The organism is Marinomonas sp. TI.3.20 (assembly GCF_038155025.1).
In the GTDB taxonomy this organism is placed as follows: Bacteria; Pseudomonadota; Gammaproteobacteria; order Pseudomonadales; family Marinomonadaceae; genus Marinomonas; species Marinomonas flavescens.
The window spans coordinates 104969-121753 of the sequence record NZ_JBAKAS010000004.1 but is presented as its reverse complement, the minus strand read 5'-3'; the positions used below and the strand labels follow the sequence as shown (position 1 = coordinate 121753).

Here is a 16785-nt window from a genome sequence, read left to right as displayed (position 1 = left end):
TAAGGGCGCTGAAGGTTTAAATTATTACCATAAGTTAGGCGAAAAGTGCGTCTAATGTCGCGATATGCTGTTCTTTCTGGCTAGTGTTCATCCAACTCCCTGTGATGCCATTGAGCGCTAATTGGTATAAGGCCGCTTTGTCGATGCCGGCGTGTTTGATTAATGCGTGATAATTATCATTCATGTAACCACCAAAATAGGCCGGATCGTCTGAATTAACCGTGGCGTTTAAACCTAGGCGTAGCATGTGTTTAATTGGATGATCCGATAGGTCATCCACGACGCAGAGTTTAAGATTAGACAACGGGCATACAGTTAGTGTCAGCTGTTTTTCTTTAACACTTGCCACAAGGTTCATATCTTCTAGAGCGCGATTACCATGGTCGATACGGTCAACCTGAATAAGGTCAATGGCTTGCCAAACGTATTCTGGAGGCCCTTCTTCGCCAGCATGGGCGGTGACTTTAAGCCCTAGTTCCTGACACGCTTTGAAGACGTTTTTAAATTTCTCTGGTGGATGACCCAGTTCAGAGCTGTCTAAGCCGACAGCGTGAATCCAACCTAAGAAGGGTTTGGCCGCTTCTAATGTTTCAAAGGCGCTTTCTTCGCTTAGATGGCGTAGAAAAGACATAATAAGCTTAGAGGTCATCCCCCACTTTTTCTCCGCGTCTTGTAGGGCGTTATAGATGCCGTTGATTTGTGTTTCAAAGGCAACCCCACGAGATAAATGGCCTTGTGGATCAAAGAAAATCTCCACGTGAACCACATTTTCGCTGTGTACTTTAGTCAGATAAGCCATGGTCAAATCGTAAAAATCGACTTCTTTCAATAAGACTGACATGCCTTGGTAATAAAGGTCTAAAAAATCTTGCAGGTTAGTAAACTGATAGGCTTCCTTAAGTGCCTCAACCGATGCGTATTTTAAGGTAACGTTATTACGCCTCGCCAACTCAAACATTTGTTCTGGTTCGAAGGTGCCTTCGATGTGCAAGTGTAGTTCTGTTTTTGGCATTTTCTCAGCCAGTGTCATCAGTGTATTTACACTCATGGCGTACCTCTTTCTATTTGATTGGCATTGCTTGCGATACAGGAGCAGCGGCAGTTGCGCGTATTTTTAGAAGTTGCGCTAAAACGGAAATAGCGATTTCTCCAGGTTGTTTTGAGTGTATTTCTGTATCACCCATTGGGCAGTGCATAGTGGCAATTTGCGCGTCACTAAAGCCTTTGTTTTGTAATCTATGTCGGAAGCGGGCGCTTTTTGTTTTGGAACCAATGACGCCAATAAAAGTCGCGTCGTTTCGTTTAATGGCCGCTTCGGTTAGCTCTAAATCCAGCTGGTGGTTATGCGTTAATATTAAATAATAGCTTTGTGCTGGCATATCTATCACGTCGTCTACAGGAAATTCACTGAGTTGTATTGTGACGTTGTCTGGAATAAAACGTGGAAATTCTTGCTCTCGACTGTCAATCCAAGTGACTTGGCAAGGAATGTTTTCAAGGCAATGCACAATGGCTCGACCAACATGTCCCGCACCAAAAATGGCAATATGCAGGGGAGATTGCAGAACACTTTCAAATAACAAGGTAACAAAACCTCCGCAGCATTGGCCAAGTGTTGCACCTAATGGATAGTCGTGGGTGTGTGTTTCAGTGCTTCGCTCAGTGAGTGATTCTCTTGCTTTGGCAATCGCTTGCCATTCTAAATTGCCTCCGCCCACTGTGCCGTATATGGCGTGTTGGCTCACTAGCATGCGAGCGCCAATTTCTCTGGGTGTAGAGCCTTTTATCGATAGCACGGACACCATGATGAAGTCGATGCCAGATTTTTCAAGACGAGCGGCTTCTTGTACCCATTTTGTGTTCATAAAGCACCTGCACTGTTTTTTCTAGCTACCACGGTAAGTACTGTATCCGTATGGAGAAACAAGTAATGGCACGTGATAGTGACTGGATTCGTCACTGATTCCGAAGCGGATAACAATATCGTCTAAAAATAACGGTTCTTTTAATTTACTATTTTTAACTCGGTAATAATTGCCAATGGCAAACTCAAGCTCATAGACGCCTTTTTTAAAATTGGCTTCGGTTAATATGGGCTGGTCACAACGGCCATCGTCGTTAGTAATCGTTTTAAAAAGTTCTTTTTTTTGTCCATCAACAAGCTCATAAAGCGTCACGGATACGTTGGAAGCGGGTATGCCGTTCGCGGTGTCTAGGACATGAGTAGTCAGGTATCCCATTGTTTTTCCTTAATATTAAACGGCGATCGGAACGAAAAACGCGAAGGGAGTCAAACCGTCTGATTGAGATTGGTGGTAAAAAAGGCAATCAGGAAGCCTGACTGCCTTAGTGGTATTAATTAGGAACTTTATCCGTAATGCCGTCAACATACCAGTGGACTTTTGCTAACTCTTTGTCGGTTAGTGTGTGTCCTGCTGGAACGACGATTTTACCTGTGTTGTCTTTGATTGGGCCTTCGAATGGTTTTAGCTTACCTGTTTTTATCGCTAGGTAAGTTTCATCAATCTTAGCGCGTACGCTTTTTGGTAGGTTTGGATTGATAGAGGCCAGTTGCAGCATATCTTCGTGGAAACCACCCCAGAAATCTTGAGATTTCCATGTGCCATCCATAACCTGTTGCACTGTTTTAATGTAGTAAGGTGCCCAATGGTCGCGTACTGAAAATATTTGAGCTTTTGGCGCAAATTTGCTCATGTCAGATGCTTGGCCAATGGCGCGAACGCCACGTTTTTGTGCCGCAATAAGAGGCGCAGGGCTGTCAGTATGTTGAATCAATACATCGGCGCCTTGGTCCATTAGAGCGTTGGCAGCATCGGTTTCTTTACCTGGATCATACCAAGTGTTCGCCCACACAATTTTAAGCTTGATGTTAGGGTTAACACTTTTTGCACCCATGTAGGTCGCATCAATATCACGAATGACTTCAGGGATTGGGAAAGCGCCAATATAGCCAATGGTATTTGTTTTCGTCATTAGGCCAGCGGCAACACCAGAAACATAACGACCCTCATAGGTGCGAAGCGCATAAGTACCTATGTTTTTTGAGCGTTTGTAGCCAGTTGCGTGTTCAAAAATGACGTTAGGGAAGCGTTTCGCCACCTTGACTGTTGGGTTCATGAACCCAAAAGACGTTGTGAAAATAACTTTGTTACCCGCTTTTGCAAGCTGAGTAATGACACGCTCAGCATCGGCACCTTCTGATACATTTTGTACGAAGGTGGTTTTTACTTTGTCGCCAAAGTATTTTTGCATCGCTAAACGACCGCGATCGTGTTCATAGCTCCAACCTAAATCGCCAATTGGGCCAACGTAGACAAATCCAACCTTGAAGGGTTCTTCTGCTTGGGCAGTGCTGACACCAGCCATGCCGAAACCGACTAATAGGCCAAGCCCGACTAATAAACTCTTTATTCTCATTTTTAGCTCCTTTTGCCCTAAGGCGTTTTTTCTATTTATCATGTTGAGTGATTCTTTTTGCTAAGCAAACGTTACGCCATGTGTCTAGGATCGAACGGTTTCCCTAATGAACGTGGTGCTAATAGTTTCTCTTTAAATTGATCCGCGCTGATGATCACCATCACAATAACGGTGGCCACATAAGGCATCATGGCTAAAAGGTTAGAAGATATATCGACTCCTAATCCTTGTAATACCAGATGCATAATGCTGGCAAAGCCGAATAGGTAGGCGCCAAGCATAATGCGACCAACACGCCATGAGGCGAAAACAACCAATGCTAGCGCAATCCAACCGCGACCAGCGGTCATGTTTTCAGCCCACATTGGGGTGTATACCAATGACATATAAGACCCAGCTAGTCCGGTCATTGCGCCACCAAACATAATAGCCAAGTAGCGCACACGAAGTACTTTTATACCAATAGCATTGGCGGCATGAGGGTTTTCACCAACGGCCTTTAGTATCAGGCCGACGCGTGTTTTATTAGCCACATAAGCAATGATCACGGCTAGCACGAAAGACAGATAGACTAAAATATCGTGGTTGAAAAGAATCTCACCAAGATAAGGAATTTTAGAAAGTAGGGGAATAGCAATTGGCTGGAAACCTTGCACGGTATGGCCGACGAAATCAGAACCAATAAAGGCACTAAGGCCAGTACCAAAAATGGTCAGCGCCAAGCCAGTAGCGACTTGATTTGCGCCAAGGTGGAGTACTAGCACGCCGAAAATCAGGCTCATAAAGCTGCCCATTAAGATGGCAGCAAGTACGCCGAAGCCTGCGTTTCCAGTTGAATAGGCTGCAATGAAGCCCACGACGGCGCCCATGAGCATCATGCCTTCTTGACCTAGATTCAAGATGCCTGATTTCTCACAAATGACTTCTCCTAGCGCAATAAGCAATAAAGGGGTGCCGGTTTTAATGGCGGCAAATAATACGAGTACAATTAAATCTGCGTCCAAAACTGACTCCTAGTTCGTCACTTGGTTGTTAAACGTAAGGCGGTTACGAATGAAAAAGTCACACGCCAATAAGAAGAAGAGCAAAACACCTTGAAACATACCTACGACAGCAACCGGAATGCCCATTTGTATTTGGGCTAGATCGCCACCCATATACAACACAGCCAGAAATATCGCTGCAACAATGGCGCCAAGAGGATGTAAACGTCCTAAATAAGCAACGATAATGGCGGAATAGCCATACCCAGGAGACACATTCGGTACTAACTGACCAATGGGACCTGTTACTTCACAAACACCAGCAAATCCCGCGAGGGCGCCAGAAAATAGCATGACGAACCAGCTGAGTTTTTTACCGCTAAACCCTGCGTATTTTGCCGCAGGTTCATCGGCGCCAAAGACTCGAATCTGAAAACCTAAATGTGTTTTAGATAATATAAACCAGCCAACAAAGGCGGATATAACTGCGAACAGAACACCTAAATGAATGCGGCTGCCTTCGAGCAAGATAGGTAAGGTGGTTGAATCTGAAAACATTGCTGATTCAGGAAAACCATAGCCGTCTGGATCTCTTAAAGGACCATTTACGGCCCAAATTAACAGATACAAGGCAATGTAATTGAACATGATGGTGGTCAGGATGAGATTCGAATTGAAGCGTAACTTCAAATACGTAGGCACAGCCGACCATAGCATGCCAGAAATAATGCCAGCAATTAACGTAAGTGGTAGGGCGAAAACAGACGTAGAGTCGATGAACAATAGCGCAACGGCTGACCCGCCAAGCGCGCCTGCAAGGAGTTGGCCTTCGGCGCCAATGTTCCACATATTGGCTCGGTAACAAAGTGATAAGCCGACAGCACAAAATAGGAGTGGGCTCATTTTAACGAGCATTTCTCCAATGTTGTACATATCTGACAATGGGGCAATCAGTAGAACATGCAGAGCTTCAAATGGGTTTTTATTCAGTGCAGAAAAAAGAATGCAGCCGAATATCAAGGTTAAAACAATGGCAATCAGTGGGGAAGCCACCTTCATGATGGAGCTAGGCTCAGTTCGAGCTTGTATGCGGATCATGCTATTGCCTCTTCAGGATGTTGTGATGATGTATCAATAAAAGTCCCAGCCATCCATTGGCCAATTTGATCGATGGTCGCATCTTCGGTTTTGATAACAGGGGATAAATAACCATCACAGACAGCGCCCATACGGTCTGCTAGTAAGAACAATTCGTCTATGTCTTCTGACACCAATAAAATAGCCGCCCCTTGATCGCGCAGCTCCAAAAGTGCTTGGTGAATAGCTAAGGCTGCCCCTACGTCTACGCCCCATGTCGGGTGCGCACAGATTAAGACTTTGGGATTCTGGCCAATTTCACGACCCATAATGAATTTTTGTAAGTTGCCACCACTGAGGCTTTTTGCTTCAGAAAATTCACCATGACACTTTATTTTATAGTGAGAAATTAACGTATTGGCATAGTTCTTTAGTGATTGCCATTGAACAAGACCGTTTTTAACAAATCCTTCGCTATGGGTTAACAGGGTGTTTTCCGTTAAGCTCATATCAGGAACGGCACCACGTCCTAAGCGTTCTTCAGGAACATAAGTCATGCCTAGTTTGCGGCGGCGTCCAGCGCTTAAATTACCAATGCTTTGGCTAAGGAAGGTGAGGGTATTGTTAACATTGCGATCATCTTCGCCGCTAATAATCGCCATTAGCTCATCTTGACCATTACCAGCAACGCCAGCAATACCAAGTATTTCCCCGGCTTTAAGATCAAAGTTAATGTTTTTTAAGGATGTGCCAAAAGGATGTTTGGCAGGTAACGTCAGTGATTTTGCTTCAAAAACAGTGTGTGTTCCCACTTTTTTGGAATACCCTGCGTCCTGCTCGGCAAGATCTCCTACCATCATTTTGGCAATGGAAGCAGGGGTTTCTTTAGAAGGTTCGCAAGTGTCGACGACTTTACCGCCACGAAGAATGGTCGCTTGTTGGCAAATTTCGGTTACTTCATGAAGTTTGTGGCTAATAAAAAGAATACTACAGCCTTCTTTTGCTAGCGTGCGTAATACCTCAAACAAACCAGAAACTTCTTGCGGGGTTAAAACAGAAGTCGGCTCATCAAGTATTAACAGTTTTACGGATTGCACTAAGCAACGCATTATCTCTACACGCTGTCTTTCACCAATAGATAATGAGTGCACATACCGATTAGGATTGACATCCAGTCCGTATTCTTTAGAAAGCTCAGTAATTTTTTTAGCAAGATCACCAATGGCGATTAATTGCTTTTTACTCAGGCACAATTCAATATTCTGGCTAACCGTTAATGTTTCAAATAACGAAAAGTGTTGAAAAACCATGCCAATACCAAGATCTCTGGCGATGGATGGGGATTTTATTTCAACCGCTTTTCCGTCCCAGATAATGTCACCGCTATCGGGTGCCACAACACCGTATATCGTTTTAACTAAAGTGCTTTTTCCTGCGCCATTTTCACCTAAAAGAGCATGTATTTCACCAGGCATGAGTGTCAAGCTGACATTATCATTCGCGAGGCAACCGGGGTATTGTTTAGTGATATTTGCGAGTTCGATACGAGGTATCAAATGTCGCTTTTTCAATGTTTCCGCCACCGTAATTTCTCTGCAGTTGTGCTCAAAAAGAGCAGGTTTTAGTTAATGAGTCTTAGGTATGCTTACTGCATAGTGCTCAAATCGGGCTAATACTCTCATGTAAAAAATTAAATACTCGCATCAATATAGTGCATTTATTGAATAGCTTGCTCTATTTTGTCGCTTAAAGTTATTTTTAAAACTTTGACCGATCGGTTAATATGTGTTTTTGCTCTCTTTCTTTGAAACTTATGTTTCATACAAACAACTTTCGTGCCAAAGTTTTTAAATTGGTGTATGTTTTTTATGAAAGTGGCGAAGGATACGAGATTTTTTGTGAATTGTCTTTATGGTCAAGTTTCTTTTAAGTAAATAATATGCAGTTGTTACTTTAAATATAGGAGAAAGGTATGTCTTACGATCGTGATTTATTAGGTTATGGCGGAAATCCAGTGAATCCTCAATGGCCTAATAATGCCCGTGTTGCTTTGCAGTTTGTTCTTAACTATGAAGAAGGTGGTGAGAATTGCATCTTGCATGGGGATAAGGCATCAGAGGCTTTTCTTTCTGAGATGGTTGGTGCCGATGCCCGAGAAGGCGTAAGGCATATGAGCATGGAGTCTATTTATGAGTATGGCAGCCGGTCTGGTGTTTGGCGTGTGCTCTCTCTATTCAAGGAAATGAACATCCCTTTAACCATTTTTGCAATTGGCATGGCGCTTGAGCGTAACCCTAAAGTCGCCAGTGCGTTTGTTGATGCTGGGCATGAAATTTGTAGTCACGGTTATCGTTGGATCGATTACCAGTATGTAGACGAAGAAACAGAACGTTCGGATATGCATAAAGCCATTGAGGTTATTACTAAGCTAACCGGCCAGCGGCCATTAGGTTGGTACACTGGCAGAACGGGCCCGAATACACGTCGTTTGGTCGCTGAAGAAGGGGGCTTTTTATATAATGCCGATGATTATAGTGACGATCTTCCTTTCTGGCGGCTTGAGAATGATAAACCTCAATTGATGATTCCTTATACATTGGATACCAATGACATGCGTTTTGCTGCCATGCAGGGGTTTAATACCGGCGAGCACTTTTTTCAATATTTAAAAGACGCCTTTGATACGCTCTACGCGGAAGGAGAAACTAGTCCTAAAATGCTGTCTATTGGTCTTCATTGTCGAATCATTGGTCGTCCAGCACGTATTGCTGGATTGCGTCGTTTCCTAGACTATATTCAGCAATTTGATGATGTTTGGTGTGCGCGCCGTATCGATATTGCCCACCACTGGCGTGATAAATTCCCTTATAAAGCAGAGTAGTTGGTATGACATTAATGAGTAATGATAAGCGCCTTTTATTGAATAAGCCCAGCGAGTTAAGCAAAGACGATTTTATCAAGCAATTTAAAGACATCTACGAGCACTCTATGTGGGTGGCGGAGGCGGCGTGGTCGAGAATACAAGAGAATGAACAGGCTGCGGATTTTGACGAGAGAGAGGTGTTTACGCTTTTGTTGCATGACATTGTTGAGCATAGCAGTGCTGACGCAAAATTAGCGTTGTTGCGATTGCATCCAGACCTCGCGGGTAAGGCGGCTTTGTCCGGTGGGCTTACCATGGCATCTACGTCAGAACAAGCAGGAGCAGGGTTGGATCAGTGCACACCTGAAGAGTTAGCAAAATTTACCGCTTATAATGCGGCTTATAAGGCTAAGTTTGGCTTTCCTTTTATTATGGCGGTAAAAGGAGCAACTAGATTTGATATATTGTCAGGTTTTGAGGCGCGTATTGATAATACGGTTGAAGAAGAATTTAAAATGGCAGTGCGTCAGGTGCACAAAATTGCAGGCTTTCGTTTAGCGGATAAGTAAACTATCCGCTTTACTTTGTGGGTGGGTTCTAATTAGTAGGAAAAAAGGTGTTTTTTAGGTAGAATTTACACATCAAAAAAGTACCACATTCGTTTGTATTATATTAGTGACATTATAAAAATTGAGTTTTATTAGGGATAAAGTGCCACCTACAAAACCGTATTGGCTTGATAAACTTCTTAACTTTGGTGTTTCAGAAGGGTCAGCAAGTAGTTTGACGTATCAACAAGTTGTGAATTTAACACTGGCTTTGCTTTGTGTGACGGATTTCATGTTGATGCTGATTTTTAGTGCGCATGGATCCTTTTTGGTAGTCGCTTTTTATTTTTTGGCATTGATTCTTTCTCTATCTGGTTTTTATCTTCAATCTAAAGGCCTACTTACTTTCGTTAGAGTGCTCACCCCCTTCAATATTATTACCCAGATTGTTGTTTCTAACTTATTGTTTTTTGGTGCTTATAGCGATTTCCACTGGTTATTGGTCACTATTTCGGCTTATGCGTTTGCTGGCTTTAAACCGGGCGAAAAAGCGCTACGATATGGTGTTATTGCTTTGTCTATTTTGCTCTTTATTGTCTGTGAGTTATTTCCCGCACACAGTGCATTTCTGAGTGTTAATGAGCAGAAAGTATCGTCGGTACTGACTTTTTTATGGACGTTAATCACGATTGCGGTGGTGATTAATGTTGTGGTCGCTCGATTGCGTCAGGCGAATAACCACTTACGGATATTGGCTGAGAAGGATGAGTTAACAGGATTGGCGAATCGCAGAAAAATACTCTTGAGCGCTGTGAGTATCTATGCAGAAGCTCAGCAGCTTGGTAAATCGTGCGTTTTTGCTATTTTGGATCTTGATCACTTTAAATACATTAATGACAATTTTGGTCATGAGGCCGGTGATGTTGTGCTGAGTAAAGTCGCTTCTGTGATGCATTCTTGCTTAACGCCGGGTGATGAAATTGGGCGATATGGTGGGGAAGAATTTGTTGTTATTATGAAAAATACGACGCTGAAAGAAGCGGAAGTAAAAATGAATGACTTACGTCAGTCTGTTGAAAATGCCATGATCGTAACGGATAAGAGTATTGTTATACCCGTAACGGTGAGTATTGGTTTAGCGGTAATATCAAGTCAGACTAAGCGTTATGAAGATGTGCTCGCCTTAGCGGATATCGCGCTCTATCAAGCGAAAGAAATTGGCCGTAATCGTGTTGTTTCTCAAGCTTCGACTCTTTAGTTTTTTTAATTTTTTAAGATAGGTGCTGTTCACTTCCTTATTGCTGAAGTGGGTGGTCTATTGGTTTTTTTTGAGGTTTCTCTTTGTTAGACGTTGTATATCGTTGTGATGATTTTTGGGTTGTAAATAAACCGGCTGGCATGAGTTTTCATGGGGAATCCGAAGGGTTAGGCGTTATGCAGACATTAAAGCATGATTATCCTGATCAAGTGTTTTACCCTGTGCATCGTTTGGACAAGATCACGTCAGGGCTTTTGTTGGTTGCTCTAAATCATAAGTCAGCTGTGCTGTTTGGTGAGATGTTTGAGAAGCATCAAGTTGAAAAGCGTTATGTTGCACTGTCAGATCGTAAGCCTAAAAAGAAACAGGGAACGGTTCGTGGTGGTATGGTGCCAAGCCGAAGAGGGCAGTGGCGTCTTACTAAAGACAATGAGAATCTTGCGGTGACGCAGTTTTTTTCAGCGGCATTTGAGGGTAAACGCGTTTTCTTTTTAAGGCCGTTGACGGGTAAAACACATCAAATTCGAGTGGCTTTGAAAAGTGTAGGTTCCCCTATTCTTGGTGATGAGCGTTATGCAGGCGCTGCGGCTGATCGTGGTTATTTACACGCGTGCTCTTTGGCGTTTACTTGGCAAGGTGAAGTACAAATTTTTAATCATTCTCCAGATGTTGGAGAATGCTTTGGTTTAGCGTTTCGTGAATTCTTTGAAATGAATTTTCAAGAAGCGTCATTAAAATGGCCTACTGGCCAGTAAATGTAACCCAACCTAGGAATAGTGTTGGGGTAGGAAAGTAAATGAAGAATATTTTGGCTTATTGCCGACCAGGTTTTGAGAAAGATTGTGCGGCTGAGCTGGCGCAGGTTTCGTCTGAGAAAGGGTTTTATGGCTACGCGAAAGTAGTGCCTGATGCAGGTTATGTGATTTTTTGCTTTGATCAAACCGAAGAAATCGAAGGGTTGATTAAGCAGTTGGATTTCAATCGTTTAATTTTTGCTCGTCAGATTATTGCCATTAATGATTTAGTCGATCTGGAGCCCGGTGCGCGTGTTGAATCTTTGCTTGAGGCGGCTCGACAGTTGCCATTGGCAGAAGAGGTTTGGGTTGAGACCGCAGACACGAATGATACTAAAGCCTTATCTGGCTTAATCAAAAAGCTGGATAAACCCTTGAGACTGGGTTGGAAGAAATCAGGCGTATTACGGAACAAGGCTGTGGGTGTGCGACATCATGTGTTTTTGCTTGATGGTGAAAACGCCTACTTAGGGGTTTCCTATGCCGCGTGTCGTAGTGAGTTCCCTATGGGGATTCGTCGTTTGCGTTTTCCTGCTGCAGGGCCAAGTCGTTCTACATTGAAGTTAGAAGAGGCGTTCTTGCAGTTCATTCCTGAGCAGAAGCGCGCGACAGATTTGGTTGAGGGTATGTGGGCGGTTGACTTGGGTGCGGCGCCTGGAGGCTGGGCTTATCAATTTGTGAAACGTAATATTCATGTTATTGCGGTTGATAATGGGCCGATGCAAAAAGCATTGATGTCGACAGGGTTAGTTGAGCATGAAAAAGCCGATGGCTTTAAGTTTGAACCCCCTTATACCGTTGATTGGTTGGTCTGTGACATGGTAGAGCGTCCTATTATGGTTGCAGAGTTGATGGCCAAATGGTTGGCAAATCGTTGGACACATAGGGCAATTTTCAATTTAAAATTGCCAATGAAAAAACGTTATCAAGAAGTTATGTTGTGTTTAGAGCTGATTGAAAATCACCTCAAAAAAGCAGGTGTCGCTTATCATTATCAAGCTAAGCATCTTTATCATGACCGAGAAGAAATTACGATTTGTATTATTGCTCAATAAATAACATTTAATCTGCGTTATTTAATATAAAACCCCATTAACTTAATCGTTAATGGGGTTTTTGTTGTGCTGCTTATATTGTAATGAGGGGTTAAAGTGGTTCGTTCACTTGAAACGCTTTATATCCCATGGCGCGTTCCATTAACTCGTCACGATGGTAAATATCATCACGAAATTCGGGCATACCGTTTGCGTTTGCTACCACAGTAAAGTAGACGATATATACGGGAATATAGGTGGGTAAAGTAATAATTTTAGTCTGTTTGTTTTTAATGTATTTCGCGAGAACTTTGGCTTGTGGGCTGCCGTTAGTAATGGTTTTTGCGAATTCTTCTGCTTTTTCTAAACGAATGCAGCCAGAGCTGAAATCTCTGTTTGTTCGCTTAAATAGGTATTTTGCTGGTGTGTCATGCAAGTAGATTTCATTCTTGTTAGGGAACATAAACTTAAATTCACCCAGAGCATTGCCTTCGTCTGGTATTTGCTCGAATCGAAAGGCTAGGTCTTCGGGAGCAATGCTTCTCCAATTGATTCTTGTAGGGTCTAATTCTTTAGCGCCAATACTCCAGCTTGAGAAAACTCTAAAACCATGTTTACCTAAATAGTTCGGGTCAGCTTGAAGCTTTGGAAGTAAGTGTTCGCGGGCGATTCGTTGTGGGATGCGCCAGCTTGGGTTGGCGACCATATACGTCATCATGCCTTTGAATACCGGTGTCATTCTATCAGGCTTGCCGACCACAGCTTTCATGGTTGTGCGAGCACCATTTAGATATACGTCTACTGAGTAGTTTGTAAGGTCTACCCAGATGCGATTGGCTTCAAGTTTATTGGGAAGCCAGCGCCATCTTTCTAGGTTAAAGGCAATTTCCTCAGCGCGTTTTTTAAGAGGGACATTGAGCATGCTGATAGTTTGCGCGCCAGCTGCCCCATCTGCCGTTAAGTGGTGGCGATGTTGAAAGCTCATTAAAGCTTCTCTTAGTTTCTTATCAAATCTATCTTCGTCTACTTTTCGAGTTGAAAAGCGGATGTCGCCGAGTTGAACTAATCGTGCTCGTAATTGAGAGACTCTTGGGCCTTCGTCGCCGATAGACAGCGCACTGCCAGGTTTGACGATAATGTCTTTTTCTTTTTTAGCGAGTTGTTGGTAGTAGACAAGCCATTTTTGTAAAATTTGATATTGTGAGCTTCTAGGTGCAAGCAGAGGCAGTGAATCGACCATTTCGCCAGCAGAGCTTAACGACAGTAAATCTTTCCAGTCTCGGCTTGGAGCATCTAATTGCCAATTTGGGTCAATGAGTTGAGGCTCATAACGGCCATTGCTGATGTCGTGGGCGTAACTCGATAAAGCAATGGTAGTAATCACATCCATTTCTGCCAATTGCTGTGGCGTAGGGGATTTGAGGGCCAAATAATGCTTAATAATGCCGACATGGTAATAAATCGGATTGAGGCCGTGGCTTTTGGCTTTTTCGAGAATGGTCACTAGTTTGTAAATAGAAGGATCTATGTGTTTGTCTTTGATCCAAATTGGACGATAGCCCCTTTGTGCGTACGTTGATAACACAGTGTTATTTGGAAGTGCTTGACCAGCGACAGGCGTAAAAGCATTAAGCATCATGGATACTTGATCTTTAACACTGCTTTTAATCTGTGATTCGCTAGGAGGTTCAACGACTAAACGGCTACTGGTATTTTGTGTTGAGCAAGCGCTCAATATTAGCGATAGAAATAGAAAGGCAAGCGGGCGTTTAAAAGCGAGTGTCATTGGGTGCTGCTCCTAGCAATAGAATCGTTATCCGTTGGTGTGGTTGCTGCTTCGATAGAGGCAATAATGATCATTGCTTCTTCTCTAGAGTTGCCGCAAATCATTGCTTCTGCCATAAAATCACTGCACACTTTTGGGCGTGATGCATCGTTAAAAATAGCGCAACGATACTCTTCAACAAGATGAATACAGGCTTGTCCGGCGGCTTTGCCATTTGGCATCCCTGGAATAGGGGATGAAATAGAAGGCGCTGTGCAACAGGCACCGCAATGAGAACGACATTGCATATCAGGGAAATACCTTGTTAAATGGCAAAAGAATTAAAAAAAGCAATAAGTTAGTGTCAATAAATTGAATGTTCATAAACTTATGCATTTACGTTCTATTTTAAAGTATTCAAGGTATAGGGCAATAGGGAAGCTTTAAATAAGCTTATTAATTATTTCGCAAAATCGGTCAAATTAAAGCGTTTTTATCATGATGATGAACAAAATTTTAGTGGTTGAAGAGAACCCTGTTGTCTTAAAAATTCTGACTCACTTATTATCTAAAGTGCCTTCTTTTTCTTCAGTTTTATGCTCTTCTTATCAAGAGGCACAGGCTGCGTTGCTAGCGTGCAAAGACGCGCCTTTTTTTGCTGCGATCGTTGATTTGAATATGTCAGATGCACTTCATGGTGAAGTTGTTGATCTGGTGTTGTCGTTTAATATTTCCTGTGTTGTGCTAACCGATACATTTGATGATGAGTTGCGTCTCGAACTTCTGAATAAAGGCGTCTTGGATTACATAACCAAAGACAGTCATTATTCTTTCAGTCACGCCATTAGTATGATTGAACGGCTTAAAAAGAACCAAGCAATAAAAGCGTTAGTGGCTGAAGACTCATCAACTAGCCGGCTTTTTATAAAAGTTTTGCTTGAGCAATATCGCTTTAATGTTATTGATGTAAAAGATGGACAAGAAGCGTTAGCTAAGTTGGAGTCTGAACCTGACATTCAGTTGTTGATTACTGATCATAATATGCCACTGATCAATGGCTATGAGTTGGTCCAATTATTACGTCAAAATACTCGTTTTCAAGATTTGGTTATTATTGGTCTCTCTGCAGAAGGGGACACTACCTTATCGGCAAAATTTATTAAAATGGGGGCGAATGATTTTATTAAAAAGCCGTTCTACCATGAAGAGTTTTATTGTCGGATTATCCACAACTTGGAATCACAAGAGATGTTGGAAACGATTCGAGATCTTGCCAATGTGGATTCTCTGACACAGCTGAAAAATCGACGTTATTTGTTTGATGAAGGGCAAGCGTATTTTGATAAGGAATCTACCAAGGTTGATGGTGTTGGATTAGCCTTGTTGGATTTAGATCACTTTAAAGCCGTTAATGATGCTTATGGTTGCATGGTTGGAGATGCCTTACTGAAAGAAATAGGCGTTGAAATTATGGCGTCTTTTCCGGATGCACTTGCAGCACGATTCTCCGGCGAGGTCTTTTGTGTGGTTGGCAAGGGAGGTGTTTCTTTTGAAAAACAGCTAGACGATTTTCTTTTAAAGCTTAGACGCTGTGCTTTCACTGAAGCGAACATTGCTGTTACCTGCAGTATTGGCGCGTACATGACAAAAGAGGCTTCGTTAGAAGACGCTCTTAAGGTAGCAGACTCTTGTTTGATTGAGGCTAAACGCCTTGGTCGAGATCAAATTGTTTTAGGCTAATCATCAATCATCAATCATCAATCATCAATCATCAATCATCAAGTCGGCAAGAACTCGTGCTGACTTGATTGTTGCTGTTTGCCTCCCATGGTTCAAGGTTAGTTTAAAATTTTCGCAAGTAGTTTACGAACGACTGCGGGTTCAAAAGGTTTGCCACAAATAGCATCAACCCCTTCGTGTGCAATATTGGCTAATTGGTTGTCGCCTGCGTTTGAACTCACCATAAGGATGGGAATATGGTCCAGATCTATAGAGTGGCGAACCGCTTCTGTTAATTCTCGACCATCCATTTCAGGCATGTTGTAGTCTGTAATAATTAAATCAAACTCTGCATTGTTGAGTATGTTTATTGCGCTTTTGCCATTTTCTGCAACCTCAATGTGCTCTATCCCCATGGAGTTTAATGTGCGGCTGATGTGCTTTCGAGCCATTAGACTGTCATCAACAACAAGCACTCTTAGAGACCTTGGGTCGAACAATTCTAGGTCTATTTCTTCCTCAACAATAAGGTCTAGTGCTGAATAAATAGCTCTTTGTAGATCTTTATTGGTGAAGGGTTTGGGTAGAATAGCTAAGACGCCAGACTGACGTAAGTGTTCTAGGTTTTCTCGGTTACTTTCACTGGATACCAGCATAAAACACTGGTTCTCCGTATTTTTATTATTTCTAATGGCATCAATTAATTCATTGGCAGAACCGTCAGGAAGGTACATTGCCGAAATGATTAAGTCTGGCGGAAACGTTGTAATCAAAGCCAATGTGTCTTTAATATTATCCGCAAATTCTATTTTTTTAATGCCTGCTTCTGTTAAGGCTTTGGCGATGATTTTTTTTTGCATGTCGGAGGGTTCGACAAGAAGTAGGGACAGATCTTGTATTGCTGTATAAACTTCCATTGGCTAAACACCTTCTTTTTGAGTAGATAAAGTGATGCTATCACATCAAATACGCTAGAATACGGAGTTTGATCAATATTTGAGTTGGAGTGTTCTAATGGCGACGGCAAGTGCATGTCATATTTTAGTTAAAACCAAAGCTGAGGCTGAATCCATTAAGTTAAAACTTAAGGAGCCTAAGGCGAATTTTTATACGCTCGCTAAGCAGTACTCTACTTGTCCTTCTGGTAAAAAAGGGGGAGATCTTGGTGAGTTTCATAAAGGCGATATGGTGCCAGCGTTTGATAGAGCCGTTTTTAATGGCCCGCTGTTAGAAATTCAAGGTCCTATCAAGACGAAATTTGGTTTCCATTTAATAAAAGTATTGTATAGATCTTAAAAAACGCATG

The 16785-nt window shown here is 42.5% G+C and carries 17 protein-coding genes; 7 read left to right on the top strand and 10 right to left on the bottom strand.

Features of this window, described 5'->3' with window-relative positions:
- Nucleotides 1-34: 34 nt before the first annotated feature.
- The 7 genes from V6259_RS06340 to V6259_RS06310 form a co-directional block, all read right to left on the bottom strand.
- Nucleotides 35-1048, bottom strand: coding sequence for an adenosine deaminase (locus V6259_RS06340; RefSeq protein ID WP_341583786.1), 1014 nt, complete (start codon nt 1046-1048; stop codon nt 35-37).
- A gap of 13 nt (nt 1049-1061) precedes the next feature.
- Nucleotides 1062-1865 carry a xanthine dehydrogenase accessory protein XdhC gene (gene xdhC, locus V6259_RS06335; RefSeq protein WP_341583785.1) on the bottom strand — a complete coding sequence of 268 codons (804 nt, stop codon included), beginning with the start codon at nt 1863-1865 and terminating at the stop codon, nt 1062-1064.
- 21 nt (nt 1866-1886) lie between these two features.
- Nucleotides 1887-2240: a hydroxyisourate hydrolase gene (uraH, locus tag V6259_RS06330; protein WP_341583783.1), complete on the bottom strand. Its 354-nt coding sequence runs from the start codon at nt 2238-2240 to the stop codon at nt 1887-1889.
- 115 nt (nt 2241-2355) lie between these two features.
- Nucleotides 2356-3438 carry a BMP family ABC transporter substrate-binding protein gene (locus V6259_RS06325; RefSeq protein WP_133011353.1) on the bottom strand — a complete coding sequence of 361 codons (1083 nt, stop codon included), beginning with the start codon at nt 3436-3438 and terminating at the stop codon, nt 2356-2358.
- A 71-nt stretch (nt 3439-3509) separates the two neighbouring features.
- Nucleotides 3510-4442 (bottom strand): ABC transporter permease, encoded by a 933-nt coding sequence (locus V6259_RS06320; RefSeq protein ID WP_341583782.1) that lies wholly within the window; start codon nt 4440-4442, stop codon nt 3510-3512.
- Between the two features lie 9 nt (nt 4443-4451).
- On the bottom strand, nt 4452-5519 hold the full coding sequence (locus V6259_RS06315; RefSeq protein ID WP_341583781.1) for an ABC transporter permease: 1068 nt from the start codon (nt 5517-5519) through the stop codon (nt 4452-4454).
- Nucleotides 5516-7069 carry an ABC transporter ATP-binding protein gene (locus V6259_RS06310; RefSeq protein ID WP_341583780.1) on the bottom strand — a complete coding sequence of 518 codons (1554 nt, stop codon included), beginning with the start codon at nt 7067-7069 and terminating at the stop codon, nt 5516-5518. Before V6259_RS06310 ends, V6259_RS06315 begins: the two co-directional genes overlap by 4 nt.
- Before the next feature lie 401 nt (nt 7070-7470).
- On the opposite strand from V6259_RS06310, the gene puuE reads away from it, so the two are divergent.
- The 5 genes from puuE (at nt 7471) to rlmM (ending at nt 12016) form a co-directional block, all read left to right on the top strand.
- Complete coding sequence (puuE, locus tag V6259_RS06305) at nt 7471-8379, top strand: allantoinase PuuE (protein WP_133011357.1); 909 nt, start codon at nt 7471-7473, stop codon at nt 8377-8379.
- A 14-nt stretch (nt 8380-8393) separates the two neighbouring features.
- Complete coding sequence (uraD, locus tag V6259_RS06300) at nt 8394-8930, top strand: 2-oxo-4-hydroxy-4-carboxy-5-ureidoimidazoline decarboxylase (protein WP_341583778.1); 537 nt, start codon at nt 8394-8396, stop codon at nt 8928-8930.
- Between the two features lie 142 nt (nt 8931-9072).
- Nucleotides 9073-10167, top strand: coding sequence for a GGDEF domain-containing protein (locus V6259_RS06295; RefSeq protein WP_341583777.1), 1095 nt, complete (start codon nt 9073-9075; stop codon nt 10165-10167).
- 83 nt (nt 10168-10250) lie between these two features.
- Nucleotides 10251-10922: a TIGR01621 family pseudouridine synthase gene (locus tag V6259_RS06290; protein WP_341583776.1), complete on the top strand. Its 672-nt coding sequence runs from the start codon at nt 10251-10253 to the stop codon at nt 10920-10922.
- A 41-nt stretch (nt 10923-10963) separates the two neighbouring features.
- A complete protein-coding gene (rlmM, locus tag V6259_RS06285) occupies nt 10964-12016 on the top strand; it encodes a 23S rRNA (cytidine(2498)-2'-O)-methyltransferase RlmM (RefSeq protein WP_341583775.1) in 1053 nt (350 codons plus the stop codon).
- A gap of 91 nt (nt 12017-12107) precedes the next feature.
- On the opposite strand, the gene V6259_RS06280 is transcribed toward rlmM, so the two are convergent.
- Nucleotides 12108-13781, bottom strand: a complete 1674-nt coding sequence (locus V6259_RS06280; RefSeq protein WP_341583773.1) for a L,D-transpeptidase family protein — start codon at nt 13779-13781, stop codon at nt 12108-12110.
- On the bottom strand, nt 13778-14068 hold the full coding sequence (locus tag V6259_RS06275; protein ID WP_133011363.1) for a YkgJ family cysteine cluster protein: 291 nt from the start codon (nt 14066-14068) through the stop codon (nt 13778-13780). Before V6259_RS06275 ends, V6259_RS06280 begins: the two co-directional genes overlap by 4 nt.
- Before the next feature lie 190 nt (nt 14069-14258).
- Between V6259_RS06275 and V6259_RS06270 the strand changes: the two genes are divergently transcribed.
- Entirely contained in the window at nt 14259-15500 is a 1242-nt protein-coding gene (locus V6259_RS06270; RefSeq protein ID WP_341583771.1) for a GGDEF domain-containing response regulator, read from the top strand.
- A gap of 98 nt (nt 15501-15598) precedes the next feature.
- Here V6259_RS06270 and V6259_RS06265 read toward each other — a convergent pair whose 3' ends face one another.
- Nucleotides 15599-16396, bottom strand: a complete 798-nt coding sequence (locus V6259_RS06265; RefSeq protein ID WP_341583770.1) for a response regulator transcription factor — start codon at nt 16394-16396, stop codon at nt 15599-15601.
- Nucleotides 16397-16493: 97 nt separating this feature from the next.
- Between V6259_RS06265 and V6259_RS06260 the strand changes: the two genes are divergently transcribed.
- The gene (locus V6259_RS06260; RefSeq protein ID WP_133011366.1) at nt 16494-16775 is read left to right on the top strand and encodes a peptidylprolyl isomerase; all 282 of its coding nucleotides are present in this window, start codon (nt 16494-16496) and stop codon (nt 16773-16775) included.
- The last annotated feature ends 10 nt before the right edge of the window (nt 16776-16785 follow it).